Annotated in this window: 19 protein-coding genes; 7 read left to right on the plus strand and 12 right to left on the minus strand. The window is 58.6% G+C overall.

Going from position 1 to position 25,566, the window contains the following annotated elements:
- The first annotated feature begins 156 nt into the window (after positions 1-156).
- From ACRRSD_RS18475 to ACRRSD_RS18485, 3 genes are read left to right on the plus strand one after another with little or no spacing between them, the layout of a single operon-like run.
- Positions 157-945: a hypothetical protein gene (locus tag ACRRSD_RS18475; protein ID WP_435034586.1), complete on the plus strand. Its 789-nt coding sequence runs from the start codon at positions 157-159 to the stop codon at positions 943-945.
- 21 nt (positions 946-966) lie between these two features.
- Positions 967-1,728, plus strand: a complete 762-nt coding sequence (locus ACRRSD_RS18480; RefSeq protein WP_435034588.1) for a hypothetical protein — start codon at positions 967-969, stop codon at positions 1,726-1,728.
- Positions 1,725-2,366, plus strand: coding sequence for a hypothetical protein (locus tag ACRRSD_RS18485; RefSeq protein WP_435034590.1), 642 nt, complete (start codon positions 1,725-1,727; stop codon positions 2,364-2,366). The genes ACRRSD_RS18480 and ACRRSD_RS18485 overlap by 4 nt, the downstream gene beginning before the upstream one ends.
- Positions 2,367-2,386: 20 nt before the next feature.
- On the opposite strand, the gene ACRRSD_RS18490 is transcribed toward ACRRSD_RS18485, so the two are convergent.
- The 7 genes from ACRRSD_RS18490 to prmA all read right to left on the minus strand — a co-directional run bounded on the left by ACRRSD_RS18490 (position 2,387) and on the right by prmA (position 12,137).
- Complete coding sequence (locus ACRRSD_RS18490; RefSeq protein ID WP_435034591.1) at positions 2,387-5,161, minus strand: response regulator; 2,775 nt, start codon at positions 5,159-5,161, stop codon at positions 2,387-2,389.
- Positions 5,162-5,260: 99 nt separating this feature from the next.
- Positions 5,261-6,556: a phosphoribosylamine--glycine ligase gene (gene purD, locus ACRRSD_RS18495; protein WP_435034592.1), complete on the minus strand. Its 1,296-nt coding sequence runs from the start codon at positions 6,554-6,556 to the stop codon at positions 5,261-5,263.
- 190 nt (positions 6,557-6,746) lie between these two features.
- A complete protein-coding gene (gene purH / locus ACRRSD_RS18500; RefSeq protein ID WP_435034593.1) occupies positions 6,747-8,354 on the minus strand; it encodes a bifunctional phosphoribosylaminoimidazolecarboxamide formyltransferase/IMP cyclohydrolase in 1,608 nt (535 codons plus the stop codon).
- An 83-nt stretch (positions 8,355-8,437) separates the two neighbouring features.
- Entirely contained in the window at positions 8,438-8,758 is a 321-nt protein-coding gene (fis, locus tag ACRRSD_RS18505) for a DNA-binding transcriptional regulator Fis (protein WP_003221275.1), read from the minus strand.
- Entirely contained in the window at positions 8,755-9,765 is a 1,011-nt protein-coding gene (gene dusB, locus ACRRSD_RS18510; protein ID WP_116031736.1) for a tRNA dihydrouridine synthase DusB, read from the minus strand. Before dusB ends, fis begins: the two co-directional genes overlap by 4 nt.
- A gap of 185 nt (positions 9,766-9,950) precedes the next feature.
- On the minus strand, positions 9,951-11,228 hold the full coding sequence (locus ACRRSD_RS18515) for a DUF3426 domain-containing protein (protein ID WP_435034594.1): 1,278 nt from the start codon (positions 11,226-11,228) through the stop codon (positions 9,951-9,953).
- Positions 11,229-11,258: 30 nt separating this feature from the next.
- Positions 11,259-12,137, minus strand: a complete 879-nt coding sequence (gene prmA / locus ACRRSD_RS18520; protein ID WP_435034595.1) for a 50S ribosomal protein L11 methyltransferase — start codon at positions 12,135-12,137, stop codon at positions 11,259-11,261.
- Between the two features lie 294 nt (positions 12,138-12,431).
- On the opposite strand from prmA, the gene ACRRSD_RS18525 reads away from it, so the two are divergent.
- Positions 12,432-16,286, plus strand: a complete 3,855-nt coding sequence (locus ACRRSD_RS18525) for a dermonecrotic toxin domain-containing protein (protein WP_435034596.1) — start codon at positions 12,432-12,434, stop codon at positions 16,284-16,286.
- Positions 16,287-16,368: 82 nt separating this feature from the next.
- Here ACRRSD_RS18525 and accC read toward each other — a convergent pair whose 3' ends face one another.
- From accC to gcbA, 5 genes are all read right to left on the minus strand, one after another.
- Positions 16,369-17,724 carry an acetyl-CoA carboxylase biotin carboxylase subunit gene (accC, locus tag ACRRSD_RS18530; protein ID WP_134175748.1) on the minus strand — a complete coding sequence of 452 codons (1,356 nt, stop codon included), beginning with the start codon at positions 17,722-17,724 and terminating at the stop codon, positions 16,369-16,371.
- Positions 17,725-17,741: 17 nt separating this feature from the next.
- The gene (gene accB, locus ACRRSD_RS18535; protein WP_201232178.1) at positions 17,742-18,200 is read right to left on the minus strand and encodes an acetyl-CoA carboxylase biotin carboxyl carrier protein; all 459 of its coding nucleotides are present in this window, start codon (positions 18,198-18,200) and stop codon (positions 17,742-17,744) included.
- 48 nt (positions 18,201-18,248) lie between these two features.
- Positions 18,249-18,701 carry a type II 3-dehydroquinate dehydratase gene (gene aroQ / locus ACRRSD_RS18540; protein ID WP_007914604.1) on the minus strand — a complete coding sequence of 151 codons (453 nt, stop codon included), beginning with the start codon at positions 18,699-18,701 and terminating at the stop codon, positions 18,249-18,251.
- A 241-nt stretch (positions 18,702-18,942) separates the two neighbouring features.
- Complete coding sequence (locus ACRRSD_RS18545) at positions 18,943-20,889, minus strand: methyl-accepting chemotaxis protein (protein ID WP_435034598.1); 1,947 nt, start codon at positions 20,887-20,889, stop codon at positions 18,943-18,945.
- Positions 20,890-20,940: 51 nt separating this feature from the next.
- On the minus strand, positions 20,941-22,611 hold the full coding sequence (gcbA, locus tag ACRRSD_RS18550; protein WP_127925682.1) for a diguanylate cyclase GcbA: 1,671 nt from the start codon (positions 22,609-22,611) through the stop codon (positions 20,941-20,943).
- Positions 22,612-23,046: 435 nt separating this feature from the next.
- On the opposite strand from gcbA, the gene ACRRSD_RS18555 reads away from it, so the two are divergent.
- From ACRRSD_RS18555 to ACRRSD_RS18565, 3 genes are all read left to right on the plus strand, one after another.
- Positions 23,047-24,114: a DUF2333 family protein gene (locus tag ACRRSD_RS18555; RefSeq protein ID WP_064388778.1), complete on the plus strand. Its 1,068-nt coding sequence runs from the start codon at positions 23,047-23,049 to the stop codon at positions 24,112-24,114.
- A 3-nt stretch (positions 24,115-24,117) separates the two neighbouring features.
- Positions 24,118-24,675: an NUDIX hydrolase gene (locus ACRRSD_RS18560; RefSeq protein ID WP_435034600.1), complete on the plus strand. Its 558-nt coding sequence runs from the start codon at positions 24,118-24,120 to the stop codon at positions 24,673-24,675.
- 306 nt (positions 24,676-24,981) lie between these two features.
- Positions 24,982-25,353: a translation initiation factor Sui1 gene (locus tag ACRRSD_RS18565; RefSeq protein WP_007914613.1), complete on the plus strand. Its 372-nt coding sequence runs from the start codon at positions 24,982-24,984 to the stop codon at positions 25,351-25,353.
- Positions 25,354-25,566: the final 213 nt, after the last annotated feature.

Here is a 25,566-nt window from a genome sequence, read left to right on the forward strand (position 1 = left end):
GAAGTTTATGGTTGGTTGAGTTGTTTTGCTTGGTATTCTTTTTTGTGTATTGGATATGGTGTTACATGTTTAAGTTTGTCAGTGTTGAGTGGCTTGAGTATTGTTCTTTCAGCAAGTTCATGAGGAACTTGTTTTATGCTTATCAAGGAATCAATAATGAATAATCAAGTTGTTAGTCAGCGTTACATTGACGCCTGTGTTAAAAGTATTCAAGAGTATGATCTGGGCGATGAACTGGTTATTCGTCCGCGTAATCTGGTGATGCCTGGCGATGAAATCGAGGCGCCTACCAAAGGTTCCGTGGTCGGTGAAGGCATTATTTCTTTCAGTGGCGGTCTTTCCGGTGTTAATCGAACAGATGCACAGAACGCGTTTCTTTACGCTTCGCTGGTAGCAAACAAAAGTTATCCACTGGAGCACCAGGGCAAAGAATGGTACATGCTCTTTCGTGAAGTCATGACCAATTCTGGCTGGGCGCCAATCAGCAAGTTCTACAGCGACCTGCAAGTCAGCGGCACCAGTGTTCGCATGGACAAGCTGGTGCTGGAAATTCTCGGTTCGGTGATTGCCGGCATCGCTGTGCCGGGGCCTGCCACCGCGCTGATGCTGAAAGTGGCCGGTGACGCCATTGCCGCCCTGCAAAAACGCGATACCGCGCTGACTGTATACGAACGCAACGTGCTGCAAAATGGTGTTGGCGGTGTAACGGCTGGTGCATGTACTGAAGTAAACGGTGCGACAGTATTTGCCATTGGTGCAGTACGGTTTACCCGCAGGAATACATCTACCAAGGTTCTGTTCGTCGATGTCGATATTCGTAATGTCGATCTGTATCGCGGCGAAACTGTATTTGAGAAAAATGAAACTCTCGCGGCTGCTACTCGCGATTTTATTTCGCAGAAGTTGGTGAATCACATTGCCAAGAAAATCGACTACGACATCTAATCGATGTCGGGGAGGGCAGTCGTGTTTCGACTGCTCTTTTCTGGAGGGATTGATATGGAGTCTGATTGTTCAGTTCTGATCGTCGGTGGGGCGATCCTGTTAGTGCCTGGTTCAGTAAAGCCTGGTGATTATGATGATGTAATAAACAGCATTTTATTTGCGCAGTTGGTGGCAGATAAACAGGTGGCAAAAGACTCAAGCGTCGATTGGTATGATGCTTATTCACAAGTTCTCGATAACTTCTGGTTAAGGTTTGTAAAAACACGCGAAGACAATCACCTGGGGCCAGAGAGTGCGGTGTCGGCAGCGACATTGATTGTTGCCGCGATGGCCAAAATGGAAGACGACCTCGGACGCCTGACTGCCGAGGCCATATCTCGATTGGCTAAAGCCCCCGAATCGCATCCCGCAATCGATGTGTTGCGCCGGCATATGTATAAGGCAGGCGATGCATCCGTAGAACGCACGACCGAAGCGGCGGAAGGTGCGCACGTGCTCGTAATCGTCGCGCGAACGCCTGATTTGCTCAGCAGCGTGTATATCCGCATTCAAACCCGACAGGCACTGGATCGCCATTCATTGGCGACACTCGGTCGGGGGGCGGATCTGCGGGGTGTCATTACTCTGCGTTGTGCCCAGGCGAACCTCTCGGAAGATCTTTATCGCCTCGCGCGTGAAGGCGTCGCCCTGAAGGTCAAAGACCGGATCGCGGCGAATGTCGCTCTGTTGACGGTGGGCGATGAGCTTTGCGCTGTTGATCCTTCCCGGGAGATTCAGCCATGAAAGATCTATTTGCACCTCCGGCAGCCGTGGTGGGCGGCAGTGTTGTTTCTTTCGCCTCGGGTCTGCCGGCGTCACACCGAGAAGACATCTACATGAGTAGCGCTTTTGCGCAAAGAGCTACCCGCTTGGCCCTCGCAGACGGGTTGTCGGCAGACTGGTTTGACTATTACTGCAAGCAATTGAAGTATCTCGGATGGGATGTGCCAAAGCCGCAAACGTTCTCGCCCGCAGGCACTGCTCCCATGGGTCAAAAGGCTGTGCAGCGTATCTCGGCGTCGCTTGGCGATGCATTCACCTTGCCCATGAATCGTGCTTTGGCAGAACTGGAGCGTAACGTACGGGCGCTCGAGTTATTCGAGTCCGCAAGCCTTAGCGCCAATGTCGGTTACTTTCAGATGATTCCCTGTGTGATGAACGGCGCGCACAAGGTCGACATGGGGATCTATCACCGGCAGTTCAAAATCCAGCGAAATGTGTCGCGGTTCCTGTTTATCGAAAATGAATCGCTTGAGTATGAAAGCATCGAGCAAATGGCGTGCATTACGTTCAACACACTGCATTACGCTGATTTTCGAGAAAAGGTGAAACAGTCCGTGCTGTCGCAGTCCTTGAAATACCTGGAAGACCTGGACATCTGAGCAGTCTGCGGCGAACCCGCTTAGAAGGTCGAAGCCGTGCGATTCTGCTGATCACGCTGGGCAACCCAGTGCTCGATCAGCTCGCGCAATTGCGACAACTCGACGGGCTTGGACATGTGCCCATCCATCCCGGCCTGACGCGCGCGCTCCTTGTGCTCGGCGAGAATGTGCGCCGTCAACGCCACGATTGGCGTGCGAATGCGTTGATTGCTGACTTCCCAGGCACGCAATTGCTGGGTCGCTGAGAAGCCATCGAGGATCGGCATTTCGCAGTCCATCAACACCAGGTCGTAACGCTGCGCTTTCATCGCTTGCAGGGCTTCTTCGCCATTGGCCGCGGTGTCCGGTTGCAGGTTGAGCTTGCCGAGCATGCCGCGAATCACTTTGGTCGAAATCGTGTTGTCTTCGGCGACGAGGATGCGGAAGTCACTCGGCACTTTGGCAGCCGTGGCCGGGGTGACCACTTGCGGCTGGAACACCACTTGGCCTTTGTTGCGCTGATTGAGTTCGTCGGCGAGGGTGGTCTTGAGGGTGTAGCCGGCCACCGGTTTGGCGAGAATGCGTTTGATCCCCGAGTTGCGCGCGATGATCTTGCTCGGCGCATTGCTGATGCCAGTGAGCATGATCAGCAGGATGTCGTGGTTCAGGCTCGGGTCTTCCTTGATCTTGGCCGCGAGTTGCATGCCGGTCATGCCCGGCATGTTCTGATCGAGCAACACCACATCAAAGTAATCGCGCAGGTGCGCCTTGGTCCGCAGCAGGGCCAAGGCTTCCTTGCCTGAAGGCACGGCGCTGACATTCAGGCCCCAGGCGCTGCATTGCTGCACCAGGACTTTGCGGCAGGTGTCGTTGTCGTCGACCACCAGCACCCGTGCGCCTTGTAGCGGGCTGTCGAGATCGGAGGTCGGATGTTCGAGGCGATCCGGGTCCAGCGGCAGGGTCAGCCACAGCGTGCTGCCCTGATTGGCGCCGCTCTTGATGCCGAATTCGCCCTGCATCAAACGAATCAGTTGTCGCGCGATGACCAGCCCGAGATTGCCGCCCAGGCGATTCGCCGAGAGAAAGTGTTTGCTGTGCAGTTCGGCATGCATCAGCGCGTCGCGTTCCTCCTGCTCCATTGGCGCACCACTGTCCTGCACGGCGATGCGCAGGCGTGGTTTGCTGCTGCGTTCGTCGAGCGCGACGACGATCAGCACTTCACCTTCAGCGGTTTTCTTCAGGGCATTTTCCAGCAGGCTCAGCAGGGTCTGGCGCAGGCGGGTCGGGTCGCCACTGATTACTCGCGGCACTTGCGGCTGGATAAAGCTGATCAGCTCGACGTTCTGTTGTTCGGCCTTGGCGCGGTAGATGCTCAGGCAGTCATCGATCAAGGCATTGAGGTCGAACTGCACGTCGTCCAGTTCGATCTGCCCGGATTCGAGCTTGGAGATGTCGAGGATCTCGTTGATCAGCGTCAGCAGTTCGTTGCCGGCGCTGTGGATGGTTTGCACATAGTCGCGTTGCTTGACCGACAACGGCGTGCCCAGCAGCAATTCGGTCATGCCCAGTACGCCGTTCATCGGCGTGCGGATTTCGTGGCTGATCTTGGCGAGGAACTCGGCTTTGGCGTTGATCTCGGCATTGCTTGCGGCGAGATCGCGGCTGACGCTGAAACGGCTTTCGGTGATGCTGCGCTGACGCTCGCCGAGGGCGATGCTCATCAGCAGGCCGCTGATGCAGATAAACGCCATCAGGGTCATGATCAAGCCTTGCGGCGAGACCAGTGTCAGCCCCAGCAAGGCAGGAAGAATGATCAACGTGCCGATGTTGAACACCACCATCGCCGCGACGAACAGACGCGCCGGACGATAACCCTTCTGCCAGTGAAAGAACGCGACAAACAGCATGCTCAGGCCGGCCAGTGCCACCAGTGCATAAGTGATGATGTTCAGCGGCAGGGTGTTGACGAACAGCAACAACAGGCTGCAGGTCACGATAAACAGAATGTCACCCAGCAACAGTTTGTTCAGCGGGTGCGGGCCGAGCGGGGCGAAAAAGCGATAGGCGAACATCAACCCGGCTGGGGCGGTCAGCAACAGTGCCAGATAGGCGCCCGGCGTCTGCACCGCGTGCCAGTTCGGCAGCCAGGGGCCGGCGAGGTTGAGCAGCAGCAACAGACTTAGGCCCAACAGCCCTTCGCAGACCGCCAGCCACAGGCTACTGCGCGAGCGCGAGTAGGCGTAGCGCACAAGATTGTGCAACAGCAGCATGGCGAGACAGCCGAACAGCAAACCGAAGACCAGCGTCTGATTGTGGTTGGCCGCGCTCATCACTGCCGATTGCAGGGTGACGTGCGGGCGCAACTGATGGTCGGAGACCAGTCGCAGGTAGACCTCGAGGGGTTTGTCGCTCTGTGGCAGTGGCAGCATGAAGTCGCTGCTCGGCAACGGTCGTTCGGCCTGTGGCTGATCGGTGCCGGTATTGCGTTGCTCGATCAGCTTGTCACCGTCGAGCACGTAAAGACTGAGCTGTGACAGGTCAGGGGCAAAGATGCGCAGCAGTTGCTCGTGTTTGCCCGGTGCCAGTTTGAAGCGCAGCCACAACGCGCCATCGGGCTCGGACGCGGTGAGGCGGTCAAGCTCGATGGGGCTGAATTGATTGGTGTAGCGAGCGGAGCGGATATCGCTCAGTTGCAGATTGCCCTGATCGTCGAGCAATACCGACCAGCCACTGCCTTGCGCGGCCTGGGCCGGGAGCATGCAGAGCAAGGTCAGCATCGTGACGGTGAAGCTTATGGCAATCCTGAGCCAGCGCACGGCGAAATCCCTTCGTAGGTTGATGCCAGAATATAACGATGCGCGGCGGCGGAACAGCCCGGCGAGGAACGGTATCCTTCGCCGGGCTTGATCGACAGCTTATTCCTGGGTTTCGCCACGTTCACGGGCAATGGCGCGGTAGCCAATGTCCTTGCGGTAGAAGCAGCCTTCCCAGGCGATGGCTGCTGCCAGCTTGTAGGCTTGCTGCTGAGCTTCACCGACGCTGGCGCCCATTGCAGTGGCACAGAGTACGCGACCACCAGCGGTAACGACCTGACCGTCCTTCAACGCAGTACCGGCGTGGAAGACTTTGCCTTCCAGGCTGGCAGCGGCATCCAGACCGTTGATCGCGGCGCCTTTGGCGTAGTCGCCCGGGTAACCGCCAGCGGCCAGCACGATGCCGACGCTCGGACGTGGATCCCACTGCGCTTCAACCTTGTCCAGCGCTTGCGCCAGAGCGGCTTCGACCAGCAGCACCAGGCTCGACTGCAGACGCAGCATCACCGGTTGGGTTTCCGGATCGCCGAAGCGGCAGTTGAACTCGATGACTTTCGGGTTGCCGGCCTTGTCGATCATCAGACCGGCATAGAGGAAACCGGTGTAGACGTTGCCTTCTTCAGCCATGCCGCGCACGGTCGGCCAGATCACCAGATCCATCACGCGCTTGTGCACGTCGGCGGTGACCACCGGGGCAGGGGAGTAAGCACCCATGCCGCCAGTGTTCGGGCCGCTGTCGCCGTCGCCAACACGTTTGTGGTCCTGGCTGGTGGCCATCGGCAGCACATTCTTGCCGTCGACCATGACGATGAAGGAGGCTTCTTCGCCGTCGAGGAATTCCTCGATCACTACGCGCGAGCCAGCGTCACCGAAAGCGTTGCCAGCGAGCATGTCGCGTACGGCGTCTTCGGCTTCAGCCAAAGTCATGGCGACGATCACGCCTTTGCCGGCGGCCAGGCCATCGGCCTTGATCACGATTGGAGCGCCTTTCTCACGCAGATAAGCCAGAGCCGGCTCGATCTCGGTGAAGTTCTGGTAGTCGGCGGTCGGAATCTTGTGGCGCGCGAGGAAATCCTTGGTGAAGGCTTTCGAGCCTTCCAGTTGCGCAGCGCCGGCGGTCGGACCGAAGCAGTCCAGACCACGCGAGCGGAACAGGTCAACAACGCCAGCCACCAGTGGTACTTCCGGGCCGACGATGGTCAGGGAAACGTTTTTCTCGGCGAAGTCGGCCAGTTGCTCAAGGGCCAGCACGTCGATGGCGACGTTTTCGCACTTGGCTTCAATGGCGGTGCCAGCGTTGCCCGGCGCGACAAAAACCTTCTGCACGCGCGGATCCTGAGCCACTTTCCAGGCCAGAGCGTGTTCGCGGCCACCGCTGCCAATGATCAAAACATTCATTTCAAAAACCTCGGATGACGCTAATTCTGTTTTTAGAACCTAAAGCGCTTCACGCTGTAGGAGGTCGCAATGAAGTCGGTAGATGCAAGGCGGAGTCGACCTCGATGAGCGGAGTTGCCTTTTGGCAATGAGCATCATCGAGGTCGGCTCCAACGCAGCAGATGCCGGCTTCAGTGCGGCCGTCGACTGGTTAGTGACGGAAGTGGCGCATGCCGGTGAAGACCATCGCGATACCGGCCTCGTCAGCGGCCGCAATCACTTCAGCGTCGCGCATCGAGCCGCCTGGCTGGATCACCGCAGTGATACCCACCTTGGCTGCGTTATCCAGACCGTCGCGGAACGGGAAGAACGCGTCCGATGCCATCACCGAACCGGCGACTTGCAGGCCGGCGTGCTCAGCCTTGATCGCAGCGATACGCGCCGAGTTTACGCGGCTCATCTGGCCAGCGCCGACACCGATGGTCTGACGGTTCTTGGCGTAGACAATGGCGTTGGACTTAACGTACTTGGCGACTTTCCAGGCGAAGATCAGGTCGTGGATTTCCTGTTCGGTCGGGGCGCGCTTGGTCACGACTTTCAGGTCATCGGCGCTGATCATGCCGATGTCACGGCTCTGTACCAGCAGGCCGCCGTTGACGCGCTTGTAATCCCACGCAGCAGCGCGGTCAGCCGACCACTCGCCGCAGGCCAGCAGGCGCACGTTGGCTTTCGCCGCAACAATCGCGCGGGCTTCTTCGCTGACGCTCGGGGCGATGATCACTTCAACGAACTGACGCTCGACGATCGCTTTGGCGGTCTCGGCGTCCAGTTCACGGTTGAAGGCAATGATGCCGCCGAACGCTGACTCGGTGTCGGTGGCGTAAGCCAGTTCGTAGGCCTGACGGATGCCGCCTTCAGCGTCCGGGCTGACTGCAACGCCGCATGGATTGGCATGTTTGACGATGACGCAGGCTGGCTTGACGAAGCTCTTCACGCATTCCAGCGCGGCGTCGGTGTCGGCCACGTTGTTGTACGACAGTTCCTTGCCTTGCAGTTGGGTCGCGGTGGCGATGCCGACTTCGGCAGGTTTGGCTTCCACGTAGAACGCCGCGCTCTGGTGCGGGTTCTCGCCGTAGCGCATTTCCTGGGCCTTGATGAACTGGCTGTTGAAGGTGCGCGGGAATTCGCTGCGGCCTTCAGTGCTGAGGGTTTCAGCGGTCTGATTCACGGTGCCCATGTAGTTGGCGATCATGCCGTCGTAGGCTGCGGTGTGTTCGAACGCCTTGAGCATCAGGTCGAAACGCTGAGCGTAGGTCAGGCCGCCGGCTTTCAGGCCTTCGAGCACACTGGCGTAATCGCTGGCATTCACCACGATTGCTACGTCTTTATGGTTTTTCGCTGCCGAACGGACCATGGTCGGGCCGCCGATGTCGATGTTCTCGATGGCGGTCGGCAGGTCGCAGCCTGGCTTGTTGATGGTGGCTTCGAACGGATAGAGGTTAACGGCAACCAGATCGATCGGCTTGATGCCGTGCTCGCTCATGATCGCGTCGTCGATACCGCGACGACCGAGGATGCCGCCGTGGATTTTCGGGTGCAGGGTTTTCACCCGACCGTCCATCATCTCGGCGAAACCGGTGTAATCCGCGACTTCCACTGCGGCAACACCGTTGTCGCGCAGCAGCTTGAACGTCCCGCCGGTGGAGAGGATCTCGACGCCCAGAGCTTCGAGCTCCTTGGCGAATTCGAGGATCCCGGTCTTGTCGGAAACGCTGATCAAGGCGCGGCGGATCGGCAGGCGGGTAGTCTGGTCGGTCATCTCAATTTCCATCAAAAGCAAAGGAAGTCAGCAAAAAAGGCGACCGTTTTTTACGCGGGCGCCTTTCTGGTTTGATTGAATGCTTACAGCAGATCGTACTGCTTGAGTTTCTTGCGCAGCGTGCCGCGGTTAAGTCCCAGCAGCTCACTGGCCTTGGTCTGGTTGCCCTTGACGTAGTTCATCACGCTTTCGAGCAGGGGAGCCTCGACTTCGGAGAGCACCAGGTTGTACACATCCGTGACGGACGCGCCCTCAAGGTGGGCGAAATAATTGTGCAGCGCCTTCTCGACACTCCCGCGAAGGGTCTGACCTTCTTCGCTCGGGGTATTGAGGTGCTGTTTCAAATTCACGTTGTCGCTCACGGGTGCTGTTCCACTCACTAAAGTCTCGGTCATCATCGTCATGCGGCCACCCCTTCTTCGTCCCCTGTCAGGCTCTTGTAACGCTCGGCGAAGAACTCCCGAACGTTGGCGCATTGTGTTTCCGTACCATCCAAACGATTGAAGTGGGCGCGAAACTCCCTGGCGCCCGGCAAGGTTGCGAGATACCAGCCCACATGCTTGCGCGCAATGCGCACGCCCATCACATCCCCATAGAAAGCGTGAAGTGCGGCCAGATGCTCTAGCAGTATGTGTTCCACCTCGATCAGCTCCGGTGCCGGCAATTTCTCGCCGGTACGCAGGAAGTGTTCGATCTCGCGAAAAATCCATGGCCGCCCTTGGGCGGCGCGGCCTACCAACAGGCCATCGGCACCGGTCGCGTCGAGCACGTAACGGGCCTTTTCCGGCGAATCGATATCGCCATTGGCGAACACCGGGATCGACACGGCCTGCTTGATCGCGGCAATCGTGTCGTACTCGGCTTCGCCTTTGTACAGATCGGCGCGAGTGCGGCCATGCACTGCCAGCGCGGTGATCCCGGCCTGCTCGGCGATTTTCGCCACCGTCAGGCCGTTCTTGTTGTCGCGATCCCAACCGGTGCGGATCTTCAGGGTGACCGGCACATCAACCGCAGCCACTACAGCCTGCAGGATCTCGGTCACCAGTGCTTCGTCCTTCAATAACGCGGAACCGGCCGCCTTGTTGCAGACCTTTTTTGCCGGGCAACCCATGTTGATATCAATAATCTGTGCGCCCAACTCGACATTGGCCCGGGCCGCGTCCGCCAGCATCTGCGCATCGCCACCGGCAATCTGTACCGAGCGTGGCTCGGGATCGCCTTCGTGGATCATGCGCATGCGCGACTTGCGGGTGTTCCACAAGCTCATGTCGCTGGTGACCATTTCCGAGACAACAAGCCCTGCGCCCAAACGCTTGCACAGCTGACGAAAGGGCTGATCGGTGACCCCCGCCATCGGGGCGAGAATCAAGCCGTTCTGCAATGTGTATGGGCCGATGCGTACCGCCGACATAGGACTTCCCTGAAGTGGGGCCGGATCATGAGAGTTCGAAAAAGGGTTGGCATGATACCCGCTCTCGATGACTGGATAAAGGCTGAATTGAACAAAATCTGAACAGTTATTCTGTTATCGCCACAGGTTTGGTTGTGCGTGACAAAGTCAGAAATCCGCCGTCAATTCGAAAGCGATGAAGCACTTCACTCGGGCGAGTGGAAACTCAGGCTGTAATTCACCGCTTTGGGGCCTGGATCGAGAATATCCAGCGCAATGTGGATCGGCGTCTGCGGCGGCATTTCCGCCAGACCTTCGAGATCGCCTTTAAGATATTCGCCGGGTTTGAAGCGACGACTGGCGATCAGGTGACCGTTGAGGTCGGCGAAGCGCAGTTCCAGTAATGGAAAGGGCTGAGAAAACGTCGCGCGGTTATAAATGATCGCGTCGACCACCAGTGCACCGTTGAACTCCGGGTGGCTGCGCACCACCAGATTGCTGCTCTTGATCCGCGCGATGTCGACCTTGGATGGCACCGTGCAGCCGATCTGCGGGCAGATTTGCTGGAACCAGGGGCGGTATTGATCCTGGCGGGCCAGTTCATCGAAATGATAGGAGATGTACTGCGCAGCCAGTCCGCCTGCCGCCAGCAGGACCAGTACCAGCCAAAGCAAGCGGCGGCCCCAAGGGGAGCGGCGCTTTTGCCAGTCCAGTTGCAATGGATCGTCGGTCAGGTCCTGCAAGACTTCTGCGCGCACGCCCGGTTCTGCGCGTTCACGTTTTTTGCGCAAAGGTTCGATCGATGGCAAATCGTCGTCGCCGTCATCGTCGCTGGCCGAGAAACGTTCACGACGAGCGTTCGGATCGATCGGATCGTGCAGGCGCAACTGCGGGATCGCCGGTTCGTCATCCAGATCTACCGGTTCCAGTGACAGCGAAGGCTCGGTGCGCGCGGCTTTTACCGGCTCGATGTCGATGGGTTCTGGCTCGTCTTCTTCGGGTTCAGCAGTGTGCTCGTCGGCGCGTTCGCTGAACAGGCTGTCGCGCCAGAGCGCTTCATCCGGCTCAGGTGCGTCGCGGCGAGCGCTCAGTGAATCTTCGCGCTGACGACCGAATTCGGTGGTCGGCTGGATTTCCCGTTGTTCGAGACGGGCGAGTTCTTCGTCCAGATCTAGGCTGTCGAGATCAAGCTCCGAGGCGCTCCACTGCTTTTGGCTGATGGCGCGCGGTGCTGGCTGCTCGACGATGGGCGGTGGTTCGATAACAGGCGCGATCTCGACAATCGGCGTCTGCTCGACAATTGACGGCGCCACCGGCGTCACCGCGTCCTTGCCAGCGTGTTGTTCCAGCAGCTGTTTGGCAGCGTTGAACACTTGCAGGCAGGAGCCGCAGCGAACCACCCCGCGGGCCACGCTCAATTGAGCATGGCTGACACGGAAACTGGTTTGGCAATGCGGGCACTGGGTGACGAAACTGTCGGTCATGCGGCGATCCGGATTATGCAGGCGGTCATATTAGCGCCGACGGCCGGTGATGCGCACCCAGCCATCGCGATTGGCGATCGGGTCCAGATCAAAGTCCTGCGCATAAGCGGCAGCGACTTCATCACCTTGTTCGGCGAGGATGCCCGACAGCGCCAGACGCCCACCGGACTTGACCAGCCCGGACAGCTGCGGCGCCAGCGAAACCAGCGGGCCGGCGAGAATATTGGCGACCAGTACGTCGGCTTTGACCTGCGGCAGATCTTCCGGCAGGTACAGCGGGAACAGTTCGTCGGCAATGTTGTTACGCCCGGCGTTGTCGCGCGAGGCTTCCAGCGCCTGCACGTCAATGTCGGTGCCAACGGCTTCCTTGGCGCCGAGCAGCAGGGCCGCAATCGCCAGGATCCCCGAGCCACAACCGAAGTCGAGCACGTTGCAGTCTTTCAGGTCCTGACCGTCGAGCCATTCCAGGCACAGCGCGGTGGTCGGGTGAGTGCCGGTGCCGAACGCCAGGCCCGGGTCCAGCAGCAGATTGACGGCGTCAGGCTCAGGCGCGGCGTGCCAGCTCGGCACGATCCACAGGCGCTGGCCGAAGCGCATCGGCTGGAAGCCATCCATCCAGCTGCGTTCCCAGTCCTGATCTTCAATGACTTCGCTGTGATGTTCGGGCAGCGGGCTACCGGTCAGCAGTTCCAGATGAGCCAGTACCGGCCCCGGTTCGGTGCCACCCTCGAACAGCGCGAGCAGGTGGGTGTGCGCCCACAGCGGGGTGGTGTTGAGTTCCGGCTCGAAGATCGGCTGATCCTCGGCGTCCATGAAGGTCACCGAAACGGCGCCCACTTCAAGGAAGGCGTCTTCGTAGGTTTCGGCTTGTTCCGGGCTGATGGCGAGACGTACTTGCAGCCAAGGCATGGCGGGCACCTTTAAATATATCTGTGGGACAGCCCGAAGCTGCAAAGGGGCGCAGTTTACGCTAGGTCGTCAGCAAAGTGGATAAACCGGTTCACTGTTACAAAACCAGACACTAGATATACATATGTATGGTCTGAACCTGTTTTCCGGCAAATACAGTGAAGCTCATTCCACAACAAGAATGGATTGGGCGACATGACAGATAAACAAGGGAGTGTAGAGGGTCAACGGCGTATAGCTGCTCCCGCGAGTACGGCTCAGGCGCTTCTTTTGCGATTAAGACGCTGGAAGGTAATGGTCGACGAGCGCTTGGGCAGTCAAATGACATTACTCGAAGCGATGGAACATTTCGCATTGATCGAACTGCGCGTTCATTACCCGCAAGGCAATATCGTGCCTGGCTTTGTCATTTCTCTGCTCGACGCGGTACTTCAAAGGCTCATTGACAGCCAGCCTGTGGTTTTTCGAGCGGTACAGGATTCACCGTATCGCTGGCCGGGCGGCAAGGATCCGGGATTGCCTTCGGGGCGTCGCGAGGTTGTCATCCAGACAGTGGAAGCAGTCGCTTCGTATTTTCTCGATCAGTACAAGACATACCTGCGAGAACACTGGGCTCCAACAGAACAAGAGGCTTCGTTTGATCTTATGGTCAAGCGCAAGCTGCAGCGCTTTATCGATGACATCGATAAAGCATTCCATCGCGATAGCCTCGCAGGGCTGGTACCTGATCGGCTGCGACAAAAAATTGAAAGGATCCAGAAGCGCAGTTTCGCAAGATATCAATTGACCAGGCTGGCGAATGCCCGGGAACGCCAGATCCTCGAGGCGCTTTCATTCGCACAGTTGCCGCATTGGTTGCGGGTCTTGAATGAATCGGACCGAGTGTTGTTGCATGAGTATCAAGACCAGACCTCACAAGCCCAGACATTGCTCGATGGTTTGCTTGAGGGATACGGCACGTTGCGCGCCTACGCCCGGCAGCAGGCCATCGACCATATCCAGCTCAAGCTGGACATGGAGGTCGAGCCGGACATTATTCAGGTGCGGTTGATGTGGCGTTCGGCCGTCGGTCAGCCGGTACAAGACCGAAGTCTTAGCGAACTGCTGGCGGCCGGGCCGATCAGCGAGGATTTCGCCTCGGTGCTTGAGGTGAGCAGTGGTTCTTCACTGCGTAACCAGCCTCTGGAACCTGCATTCATCGGCCACATGCTGTCACAGCAGGATTTTCCGGCTCAATACCTGCAAGCCCTCAGTCAGCAATACGAACGTGCCGACGTGAAAAAGGCCTTGATCGACTGGTTCACGCTGCGATTGCAGCAAAGCGCATTTGTTGCACGTTGTGCGGGTCATATCACGGTGGATGACCATGAGCGTCTTGAGCAGGCGTGGGACAGCAGCAATGTCTCAGCGACAAGCCTGCGTGTTGCCGGTCTGACACTTCCCAATGGCATGAAATGTACCGAGTTGCTGGTGTTTTACCGCGAAGAGACCGCAGGGGATGTTCGTGACCTGTTGTTGTATGCGCCCAACAAGCCCGACGGACAGGAATGGATCCGGCTGACTTCACTTGCAGCTTTGAGCGAAGAGGTTTGGGAATGGACCCAGACCGAAACGGGCCGAGAGTACCTGTTGCAACAGGTATCGACTGTCGCGGCGCGCACGGCGCGGGAATACTTGTTCGACGTATCGGCCAGGCCGAGCTTATGGGGAATGCGCAGTGACATCAGGCGAACAGCAATGGGGTTCATGGATTGTGTAGAGGACGCCTCCAGGCTGGGGCTCGCGAGGACCCTGGATCAGGTCGAGCAGGAGAACTCACCGCGCTGGTACACGGCCCTTGCGCTAGAAGCCCGTCGACGTATCAGCAGCCTGAATCAGGAGCTTGTGGTTCATCAAAAGGTTTTCAAAGATTTACTTGGCCGATATGAAGTCTTTGTCGATTTCGCCAAGCGCACGGTCGCCCAAGAGCTTGCGCCTTACATGCGCAGCAAGAATGTGCTGGAGCCGGTCGACCCCTCGACGGTTCTGATTGACTACCGACCCAACCTCACCAATGACAGGCTGCACGTGGCCAGTCTGCTGGAGCTGGCCATCTATGGGTACGATGACAATTCGGGCATCGATCATCCCCGACAAGGCGTGCGTTCGTCGGTCGGCCAGGATTTGAGTCAGCTTCGCAGTGCTGATCTGGCGCTGTACCTGCGCACGGCCTATCTGGGCGACAAGTATGCCCGCGAGATTCGGGGAAAGTTTCTTGATGCGAGCGATCCCGTATTCGCAATGCGCCGAAGCGCCTATCGGAACGTGCTGTTGTCCAAAATGGATCGTGACTTGCGCGTCGCCAGAAGTACCGGTCAGCTGGACGATAAAGTGTATCTGACGCTCGTCCGGCAAGTTTCGCTCTTGAGCCAGGCACGATCTGCAGGGCCCCGTGTTTCTGTGACAAGCATTGCAGAGCGCGAAGGGATGTTCAGGTTTACCGTCCGTGGCAACGTGGTGCTCGGGGTCTATGTTTTTGCCTGTTTCGACCCCGACGCGTCCTATTGGCTCTACATGCCGGATGCACCCGACGGCATGACCTTTCGCCCCTATCAGAGTCTCTTCGGGGAAACCGCTGGCAAGCTGAGTGACTATGTCATGGCACGTGTGGCCGTCTCCGCACGTAAAACCGTCTCGCGCTTACTGCGTGCCATGGCGGCGAAAAACATGAATGTGGATATGTTGTACGAATCGCAGCGGGTGAGCGATGCCAGAAGCGAGTTCAATGCTTATATCGAGCGCTCGGTCACTGACGTGGAAGACGTCACCACAAGTCGCGCAGAGATGATCGAAAAACAGGTAGTCAAAGGGCTGATGTTCGCCTCTGCTCCCTTTTGTCTGTTGTTTCCACCGTTTGCCCTGCTACTGGATATCGTGTTCGTCGCAGTCAGCGCCAAACAGGCTATCGAAGCGCACCTGGAAGGCGATACGGATGGTGCGCTCATTCATTGGCTGGAAGCGTCCTGGGGAGCGCTGTTCGCCATGGTGGGCGCCGCCAGTGCGATCAAGCTGCTTGGGCAAGCGGCCAGGAGCCTGAAGCAGGCGACAAGGTCGATATCATTGGTGGCTGATCGCCTGAGAAATCCTCCAGCGGTCAGGGTGAAGCAAACGTTGTCGATGGATGAAGCTGTACATTTCAAACCCGGGCAGGCCGTCAGAAAAACGCCAGAGAATTTGCAGCTGGTTTCCACAGAGGGCACCTTTTTCGGTACTTATCACAGCCCCTCCAGCGTCGGGTCTGAATCCAGTTACTACATTCGCCGCAAGGGCAAGTATTACCAGGTAAAGGAGCACCCGACGTTCTATGGATTGATTCTGATCGACCCCCGTCTTTCCTCGACGAGATCTGCCCGGCCCATATTCCTTTCGGCGGGTGGAAAGTGGGTGCATACGAGGGTCGGAGCGAGAGGGGGTGAAGGCGTCCGCTATCTTGGCCGCGTCGACAATCTGCGCAGTTCGTTTCCGGGGCGGGCCGAGCCGATAGTAAACAGAGGAGCCATGCAGGGCGAGGTCGTGGTGGCGAGGTTCAGCAACAGCTCGAGGGACAATTATCTCTTTTCACTGAATGCGCAGACCTGTGTGATCGCCTCCCTTTACAATCCGGCTACAAAGGCCGGGGCCGTCATTCATTTTGATCATAATATTCGTTCGCTGATCGATCGCACTGTGAAGGATGTGATTGGGCGTCTGGGAGGGACTGCGCAGGACATTCGCAGCACCCTCGTGGGAGGCGACTGGCTGACAGGGGCAGACATCGGCGGCTCGGTCAGGCAAGTGATGAAAGAGCAAGGGTTGCGACCTGACTGGGACTATTGGTCTTACTCTTCTTGTCTGGGCAATAACTATGGCGTGACGTTGAACCTGAGCAATGGCGTCACCACGGTATACAAAATATCCAGGGCTCAGTTTGAGCGGATGTATTTGCCCATCTGGAAGCGTGCTCGTGATGGAACCGACAGCGTATCAAGACGTTTCAATGTCTTCAGGGAGCGATTCCGCGCAAAGCCGCTGAAAGAGAACGCCGCGGGTACTGTCGTGGATGAGCAAAACCTTGTGGCAACCCCGCGAATGGTCGAAGAGCAGGCTTTTACAGTGGTGTTGTTGAGCTGAGCCGCTGCTTGTCGTTATACAGGACTCATAAAAAAACCCCGGTTCAGATGGACCGGGGTTTTTGATTGCGCCGCTTGAAGCGTTACGGCTGTTTAGCCAGCTTGTGCTCGAGGTAGTGAATGTTCACACCGCCCTTGCAGAAGCCTTCGTCACGAACCAGATCACGGTGCAGCGGGATGTTGGTCTTGATCCCGTCAACCACGATTTCGTCCAGGGCATTGCGCATGCGGGCCATGGCTTCGTCGCGGGTAGCGCCGTAAGTGATCAGCTTGCCGATCAGCGAGTCGTAGTTCGGCGGAACCGCATAACCGCTGTACAGGTGCGAATCGACGCGAACGCCGTTGCCGCCTGGGGCGTGGAAATGCTTGACCGTGCCCGGGCTCGGCATGAAGGTTTTCGGGTCTTCAGCGTTGATCCGGCATTCCAGCGAGTGACCGCGGATAACCACGTCATCCTGAGTGAACGACAGCTTGTTGCCAGCGGCGATGCTGAGCATCTCCTTGACGATGTCGATACCGGTGACCATTTCCGAAACCGGGTGCTCCACCTGAACACGGGTGTTCATTTCGATGAAGTAGAAACGACCGTTCTCGTACAGGAACTCGAAAGTACCCGCACCGCGGTAACCGATGTCGATGCACGCCTTGACGCAGCGAGCCAGTACTTCTTCGCGCGCCTTCTCGTCGATGCCCGGTGCCGGCGCTTCTTCGAGAACTTTCTGGTGACGACGTTGCAGCGAGCAATCGCGGTCGCCCAAGTGGATGGCGTGACCCTGGCCGTCGGACAGCACCTGGACTTCGACGTGACGCGGGTTGGTCAGGAATTTTTCCAGATACACCATCGGGTTGCCGAACGCCGCACCTGCTTCGGTGCGGGTCAGTTTGGCGAAGGCGATCAGGTCTTCTTCCTTGTGCACTACGCGCATGCCGCGACCACCGCCGCCGCCAGCGGCTTTGATGATCACCGGGTAGCCGACTTCACGACCAATGCGCAGCGCCGTTTCTTCGTCTTCCGGCAGTGGGCCGTCGGAACCTGGAACGGTTGGCACGCCTGCTTCGATCATCGCGTGCTTGGCCGAAACCTTGTCGCCCATCAGGCGGATGGTTTCGGCTTTCGGGCCGATGAAAGCGAAGCCGGAGTTCTCGACCTGCTCGGCAAAATCGGCGTTTTCCGCGAGGAAACCGTAGCCTGGGTGAATGGCGGTAGCGCCGGTCACTTCAGCGGCAGCGATGATGGCCGGGATGTGCAGGTAGGACTGAGCGGCAGAAGCCGGGCCGATGCAGACGGACTCGTCTGCCAGACCCAGATGCATCAGCTCTTTGTCGGCCTTGGAGTAAACGGCGACGGTCTTGATGCCCATCTCTTTGCAGGCACGCAGAATCCGCAGGGCGATCTCACCGCGGTTCGCGATCAGAACTTTTTCCAACTTCGCAGTCATCAAAGGCTCTCCGCAGTTCAAACGATGGTGAACAGCGGTTGGTCGTACTCAACCGGCTGGCCGTCTTCGACGAGGATGGACTCGATCACACCGCTGGTTTCAGCTTCGATGTGGTTCATCATCTTCATGGCTTCGACGATGCACAGAGTGTCGCCTTTCTTCACGGTCTGGCCGACTTCAACGAAGGACGGCGAGGTTGGCGAAGATTTACGGTAGAAGGTGCCGACCATCGGCGAACGGGCAACAGTGCCGTTCAGCGCTGGAGCAGCAGCGGCAGCCGGGGCTGCAGCAACTGGAGCAGCTGCAACAGGTGCGGCGGCCGGCGCTTGCATTGGCGCCGGTGCGTAGTACTGCTGAGCCGGGGTCTTGCTGTGACGGCTGATGCGTACGGACTCTTCGCCTTCCTTGATCTCGAGCTCGTCGATGCCGGACTCTTCCAGCAATTCGATCAGTTTCTTAACTTTACGGATATCCATGAATCATCAACTCCCAAGGGTCGGTCAGGGGCGCTTAACGCTTGTAGTTCAAGTCGTTGCCTGTGTTTCAAGCTGTTCTAGTGCAGCCTCCAGGGCCAGTCGGTAACCGCTGGCGCCAAGGCCGCAGATCACTCCCACCGCTACGTCGGAGAAGTAAGAGTGATGGCGGAAAGGTTCGCGTTTGTGCACGTTGGACAAATGCACTTCGATGAATGGGATGCTCACTCCCAGCAACGCGTCACGTAATGCGACACTTGTGTGCGTAAAAGCTGCTGGATTGATCAGAATGAAATCGACGCCTTCGCCGCGTGCGGCGTGGATGCGGTCGATCAATTCGTACTCGGCATTGCTTTGCAAATACAGCAGATGATGACCGGCTTCACGGGCGCGACGCTCCAGATCCTGATTGATCTGCGCCAGGGTCGTTGAACCGTAGGTGCCGGGTTCGCGGGTGCCGAGCAGGTTCAGGTTGGGGCCGTGCAGCACCAGGAGGGTTGCCATCTGCGTAGTCCTTGTTATGGGTGAGCAATCGTCAGAACCCGGCGACTATGCCGCAAAGACTTTGTGACTGTCCAGTTCTATGCAATAGCCAGCACGATGGCCGATGTTTGCGCGAAATATGTGACCAAGTGATTTGATCCGGTCACTTGCGGTGATGATGCGGGCCTCTTCGCGAGCAGGCTCGCTCCCACATTGGAATGCATGCCCCTGTGGGAGCGAGCCTGCTCGCGAAGGCGATCTCTCAGACGCGAAAGGCCTGTACGGCCGTATGCAATTGCCCACCCAGCACCAACAAATTTTCACCCTGCTCACGACCCCGGCCGATGCGCACCAGATTATCCCCACCCAACTGATGAATCCGCTCGCTGTGATCGCGGATCTCGCTGACCGCACCGCTTTGCTGCGCGGTGACATCGGCAATGCGGATTGCCGTGGCGGAAATGGTCTGAATCGCGCCAACGATTTTATCCAGCGCACCATCCGCTGCTTGCGCCTGATTGGCGGTGGCTTCGGCATGTTCGACTTGCGCGCGCATGCCTTCGACCGATTGCCGCGCCGCCGTTTGCAGGCCAGCGATCAGCGTCTGAATCTCGGCTGTCGCGCCTGCGGTGCGTTGTGCCAGCGAGCGAACTTCTTCGGCCACCACGGCAAAACCACGCCCCATTTCCCCGGCGCGCGCCGCTTCAATCGCCGCGTTCAGCGCCAGCAGGTTGGTCTGGTCGGCAATCGAGCGGATCACCGTCAACACGCCGCCGATGGTCGCCGACTCTTCGGCCAGATGCTCGATCATTTGCGCGTTGCCCTGAACCTCACCAACCAGCGCGTGCAGCCCGGTCAGGCTCTGGCCGATAACGGTTTGACCATGCTCGACGGCCAGCCCGGCATGACGGCTGGCATCCGCTGCCTGCTGCGCATCGCCGGCCACCTGTTGAATGGTTGCTTCCAGTTCTCCGAGAGAATCGCGGATCAGCGCGGTATCGCCGGCCTGATGTTCGGCACCACTGTGCAAGTCGTTACTCAGTTCAGCGAGTGTGCGACTGCTGCCCGCGACTTGTTCGGCATTGCCGCGAATGGTCCCGACCAGATCCACCAGATACGCACGCAAGCGATTGAGCGAGGCTTCGATGTCACGCAGTTCACGGTTGGTTTTACCCAGATGAATGTCACGACTGAAGTCGCCCTCAGCCCAGGTTGAAAGCGCCGGCGCGAGACTGGTCAACGTGCGTGCCAGGCGTCGTTGCAGAGTGTCGATCAGTAAAGCGATCAGCAGAATCAGGCCGATCATCACGCCTTGCATCAGGCGCACCTCGCCCTGAATTTGCCCGTGTTGGGCGCGTACTGCGGGTTCCAGGCCGGCGATGGCTTGTTGCACAGCGGCGATTTTCTCATGTGTCGCAGTGCTCAGATCCGCGCGTTTCTGAATCTGATCGCGGGTGCGCTCAAGCTCTGCCGGATAACGGCCGAGCAAGCTGCCGAGCTCTCGCTTGAGACCGACGCCGGCATCTTCAGCGACGGCTTTTTCGGTGTTCTCGATGCCCATTATCGCCGCGAAATCGTCGCTGCCTGATTCGCTTTTGGCCACAACGCCGAGCAAGGGCAGGGCATCAATCACCTGAGCCTGCGAGCGGATGTTGGTGACCTCGCGCTCAACATCGACGGCCAGTTCACTGCGCCCGCTGCTGACCAGTTTGTCCCGCGCCAGCGACAGTTTGCCCAAGTGCTGAGAGGCGATGAGCAACGGCGCCAGATAAGCCGAGTTTCCGTTGGCGTAAGTGCTGAGCTGATCAAGGCTGGCGCTCAATTCGCGCTCGGCCTGCAACAACAAGGCTTGCGGGTCACCGGCCAGTTTGCCGGCAGCGAGCAGGTCGGTTTTGCTGAACTCTTCCAGGCCAGTCAGGCTCGGACGCAGGGTGTCGGCCAGCGCTGGCGGTAACTCATTCAGTTCCGTCTGCAGGCCGGTGATGGCCTGGCTTGCGCTGCTCAAGCGCAGGGCATCACCGCTGCCGAGGTAGTCCTCGACGTTGCGCGCCACCTCGTTCTGAAACTGCTGCGACAGTCCCAGATACCGCTCCATCAACAGATACGGACGTTCGAGGGCTTTTTGCGACCACCACAGCGTGACGCCGAGTGCGAGGCACACGGCGACCAGCAGCAGCGTATTGAGATTGGTGAGCAACTTCAGGCGCATGACGGCTACCAACGGCAGAAATGGTAAGCGCCTGAATTTATTGCGGTTCTGTTACAGGGTTATGACCGAATCAGTGGAATCCGATGAAAAAGTGGCACTTTGCTTTGATTCTCGCGCGGTCTGCACGCGATTGCGTCCGGCACCCTTGGCCCGGTACAGCGCTTCGTCGGCCTGACTGGCCATCATCAAGCTGTCGCAGTCGTCGTGCATTTCCACCACGCCGGCGCTGAAGGTGCACCACAAATCCTGCGGTTGCGCCGGGTAGTGGATTTCGGCGAAGCGCTGGCGGATCTCGTCGAGGACTTTGTGCGCGGCTTCTATATCAGTGTCGGGCATGACGATGGCGAACTCTTCGCCGCCGTAACGGCCGATGAAGTCAGTCTTGCGCAAACGCTGCTTGAGAAACAGCGCCAGACTCTTGATCACCCGGTCGCCCATCGGGTGGCCGTGGCTGTCGTTGACCCGTTTGAAGTGGTCGATGTCGAGCATGGCAAAACTCAGCGGTTTGTTTTCGCGACGGGCGCGGAACGAGCAGTCTTCGAGCAATTGCAAAATGTGCGTGTGGTTGTACAGGCCGGTGAGGCTGTCGCGGACCATTCGCGCTTTCAGATTGCGCGCGCGGGCGGCGCGGTTGCGCACGGTGGTGATCAGATGGCGCGGCTTGATCGGTTTGGTCAGGAAGTCATCGCCGCCCTCGCTCATGGCGTCGAGCTGCTTGTCCAGATCGTCCTCGGCCGACAGATAGATGATCGGCACGCTGACATAACGGTCGTTGTGGCGAATCACCTTGGCCAGTTCGGTGCCGGTGCAGGCCGGCATGTACATGTCGAGGATGATCAGATCCGGCTGGAAATCCGCCAGTTCGGCCATCGCCTGAATCGGTTCGATCAGGGTGCGGGTGACGATCCCCGCGCTGTTGAGCAGGCGCTCGGTGTGCAAGGCCTGCGCGCGTGAATCGTCGATGATCAACACTTTATAAGGTTCGTACTGGGCGACGCAGGTGAGGACTTCGATCTTCTCCAGCAGGCTCGACGCTTCGAGGGTGCCGGTGAGGAATTCCTGGCCACCGGCGCGCACGGCGGCGAGGCGTGTCGGCGTGTCGGTTTCGTGCAGACTGAAGAACAGCAGCGGCAGCGGTTCTTCAAGGCCAACCTGGGCCTCGGCGGCGAGTTTCAGGCCGATGCCGGCGCCGCTGAAATCGACGTCCATGACGATCGCCGCCGGCAGGCGTTCGACCATCGATGAGCGAAACGCCGAGACACTGTCCAGCGCCTGCGCGCTGAGACCAAAAAATTCCAGTTGTTTGGCCAGTCGTTCGGCGCGGTCGTGGTCCTGCAGCATCACGTAGATCGGTTTGCGCAGTGGCGGCAGAAAGGTCTGGTCGAGTTGATCACCATGGCGCAGGCCGGTGCGCGACAAGCGCTGCATCAAACGATTGAGGTCAGTGATCAGGCCACTGCTGAGGCGGCCGCGATTGGCGTCCACCGCCTCCAGCGACTGGCTGATGTGGCGCGCGAGTTGAGTGTGTTCCGGCTGCTCGAAACGCTCGGCGAAACGCAGCAGGCGCAAGTTGGCCTCGCTCAGTTCGGCGAGGTCGACAGTGGACCACTCACTGCGTTGCAGGCGCTGCCATATCTCAAGAATCTGACGTGCCTGATGAATTACCCGCTGGGCAAAGTGGTGCTTGAGACGCTCACGGCTGGGGTCTTCTGGCTCGGTCATATCCTGACTACTAGTTAGGCTGCATGCTGAGATCGACTGGTGGCTCTATGCTAGCACCTCTTTTCCCTTACACGAGTGTCGTACGTCAATAATCTGCAATGCGTCACCATTCAGTTTCTGACCGGGTGGTTTTGTTTTTGACCCTGACGTCGGCAGAACCCCCGCGAACCGGGCACTCCCTGAGTCGGTGGGGTGATCGGGATGAGTTATCGGTCACGATCTTACCCGCAGCGTGAACAAGCTTTGCGATGGTTTTCAATACCCTGCAATTCGATTGGCTGAGGGGCGGGCATCAGGGATTCCCTTAGTAAGCGTCGAAGCGTCATTCGTCCACATGATTTGCGGCTTATCGTTACGCGCGGGTGCCCGGCCTTGGCACGTTGTTGTATGGTTGTGGTCGAACCGTTGAACCCAAGTGATTGAAAGGATATCGCCATGCTGGACTGGAAAAACCGCGCGGGCAGCGCGCCTGAACGTGCCGCTGAACCCAAGTCGGCCACCCGCAGCTATGTCGGTGGGGTGCTGTTCAGCCGAGCTTTGGCCACGCTGATCGGCCTCTATCTGCTGGTGACCATTGGCCTGGGCTGGTACTGGAGCCAGGAGCCGGCGCTGTTTCCGGTCGCACAAAATGCGCAAGTGGCGGCCGAGAAAGAAGGCAAGCAGATGGTGATCGGCTACACCACCGTCGAAACCCTGAAGACCGTTGCCGGCACCTTGCTCAACAAGCCCGGCGGCTATATTTCCAATGACCGTTTTCCGCCAGGCCTGTGGATGGACAACACGCCAAGCTGGGAATACGGCGTGCTGGTTCAGGTGCGTGACCTGACCCGCGCCCTGCGCAAAGACTTCGCCCGCTCGCAATCGCAGTCGGCGGAAGATGCCGATCTGGCCAAGGCCGAGCCGCGCTTCAACTTCGACAACAAGAGCTGGATCCTGCCGTCCAGTGAGTCGGAGTATCAGGAGGGCATCAATTCTCTGAGCCGTTATCAGGCGCGTCTGTCCGATCCTACTCAGAAAAACGCGCTGTTCTATGCCCGCGCCGACAACCTGAACAACTGGCTCGGCGATGTCGGCACCCGTCTCGGTTCGCTGTCGCAACGCCTGTCGGCCAGCGTCGGCCGGGTCAAGCTCAATACCGCGCTGAAAACCGAAGTGCCGGCGATCGGCGAAGTGCCGCAGGTTGACGAAGAAGTCGTCGAGACTCCGTGGATGCAGATCGACAACGTGTTCTACGAAGCACGCGGTCAGGCCTGGGCGCTGTCGCATCTGTTGCGCGCCATCGAAGTCGACTTCGCCGATGTATTGGCGAAGAAGAACGCCACCGTCAGCGTGCGTCAGATCATTCGTGAGCTGGAAGCCTCGCAGGAACCGGTCTGGAGTCCTATGATTCTTAACGGAAGCGGCTTCGGCGTGCTGGCCAACCACTCGCTGGTCATGGCCAACTATATTTCCCGGGCCAATGCTGCAGTGATCGATTTGCGTCAACTGCTCAATCAGGGCTGATTCATGAGTCAGAACGCCAGAGAGGCGGCCCATCGCGCCGCCTCGGATGCCGAACAGATCGCCTGGGTCGACGAGCAGGACAACCTGCTCGGCGCTCTGGTGCGTGCCGATCTGCGCGAGCGTGGGCTGATCGGTCGCGGCACCTATATCATGTTGTTCAATTCCGCCGGCGACCTTTGCGTGCACCGGCGGACATTGAGCAAGGCGATTTACCCCGGTTACTGGGACGTCGCGGCGGGCGGCATGGTGCAGGCCGACGAAACCTACGCCGAGTCGGCAGCCCGCGAGCTGGAAGAGGAGTTGGGCGTCAGCGGTGTCGAGCTGACTGCCCATGACCATTTCTACTTCGAAGACACTGGCAATCGCCTGTGGTGTTCGGCGTTTTCCGCCGTGTGGGACGGGCCGTTGAAACTTCAACCGGAGGAGGTGCTCGAAGCACGCTTTATTCCGATCGGGCAGGTCATGCAGGAAATCCAGCAAAAGCCTTATTGCCCGGACTCTCTGGCCGCCTTGAAGCGCTATCTGAAGGCGCAGCAAAGCGACGTCGCAAAGAACACATAAATTGGCGCCGATTGGCACTTAGCAAGTCGCATTTTTGCCGTTACACTGCGCGACCTTTTCAAGCTGCACCGAATAGTTTGAGGTTGGCCTGCTGACCCACTGTAGGAGCTGCCGAAGGCTGCGATCTTTTGATCTTGTTTTTCAAGAGCAGGATCAAAAGATCGCAGTCTTAGGCAGCTCCTACAGGTCAGCAGTCTCGTCGCCAAATTCCGGCGCAGTAGCGCTGCCCCTGCCTGAGTGGGGCTTCGCGGTCGATGACCTTGCCCAAGGTCGCGATCAGTCTTTGTCCTCCCAAGAGGATTGCCGGTGGCCAAAAAAGCCGCATCCTTCGCCGCCCTTGGTGGCCTGGTATTTTCCACCGACGCAGGTCGTCATTGCCCGGAATGCAGCAAGCCGGTAGACGCCTGTATCTGCAAACAAACCGTGATCCCGGCCGGCGACGGCATTGCCCGCGTGCGACGCGAGAGCAAGGGCCGTGGCGGCAAGACGGTGACCACCATCACCGGCGTGCCCCTGGCCGAAGACGCGCTCAAAGAGTTGGCGACAACGTTGAAGAAACGTTGCGGCACTGGCGGGGCGTTGAAAGACGGCATCATCGAAATCCAGGGCGATCATGTCGAGCTACTCTTGGCTGAGCTGATCAAGCACGGTTTCAAAGCGAAGAAGTCCGGCGGCTAGCAGCCTCTGTGAAATCCATCTGCGGCTTGATCCGGCGCTGAAACACTTCAGATCCGGCGTCGTCTCCATGGTTTTCACAGAGCCTGTTCATGACCGGTTTCTAAACTCCACGCAGTCAGTGCGGTCTACCGCCGCGCTGACGAACCGTCATTTTCATTCTTTAGACTGCGCCGGCCTGAGATTAGGCGACGCACTATGACTTCTTTATAGGGG

Source organism: Pseudomonas neuropathica, assembly GCF_051174785.1.
In the GTDB taxonomy this organism is placed as follows: Bacteria; Pseudomonadota; Gammaproteobacteria; order Pseudomonadales; family Pseudomonadaceae; genus Aquipseudomonas; species Aquipseudomonas neuropathica_A.